This window comes from Mycobacterium hippophais (assembly GCF_027529605.1).
GTDB lineage: Bacteria > Actinomycetota > Actinomycetes > Mycobacteriales > Mycobacteriaceae > Mycobacterium > Mycobacterium arseniciresistens.
On the sequence record NZ_JAPZPY010000031.1, the window covers coordinates 1 to 621 of the forward strand.

A 621-nucleotide genomic window follows, 5' to 3' on the forward strand; every position below is an offset into this window, starting at 1 on the left:
TGGAAACTCCGATTCCGTTGAGATTACGCCTACAACCGTCTTTGAAATCGATGAGCTGATGAAGCTGGGCGACAAGAACGCGATCCCCGTTCTTCTGTATCTGTTTCGCCGCTTCGAAAAATCGTTGCAAGGCCAGCCCGCCATTCTGTCCCTGGATGAAGCATGGGTGATGCTTGGCCATCCGGTGTTCCGCGAGAAGCTGCGGGAATGGCTGAAGGAACTGCGTAAGAAAAACTGCCTGGTAATCCTTGCGACACAAAGCCTGTCCGATGCCATCCATTCGGGACTGCTCGATGTACTGCTAGAACAATGCCCCACAAAGATCTTCTTGCCGAACAAGGAAGCCGATCTTGAAGGCACCAAAGAAAACCCTGGTCCAGCGGATCTGTACAAGGCGTTTGGCCTGAACCACCGGGAAATTCAGGTGCTGAAGTCAGCGCAGTACAAGCGTCATTACTATTACAAATCGCCGCTGGGACGGCGTTTGTTCGAGCTGGGGCTTGGGCCTCTGGCTCTCAGTTTCGTGGCGGTCTCTGACAAAGAGGCAATCGCCGAAATCAAGTCGCTGCAACGCGCTCACGGGGCCGAATGGCCTCTCGTTTGGATGACAAATCGAGGTGT

Annotated in this window: 1 pseudogene; it reads left to right on the forward strand. The window is 53.8% G+C overall.

The features are described 5' to 3' along the window. Positions 1 to 58 precede the first annotated feature (58 nt). Positions 59 to 621 (forward strand): annotated as a pseudogene (locus O6P37_RS28405) (hypothetical protein); the annotation flags it as partial.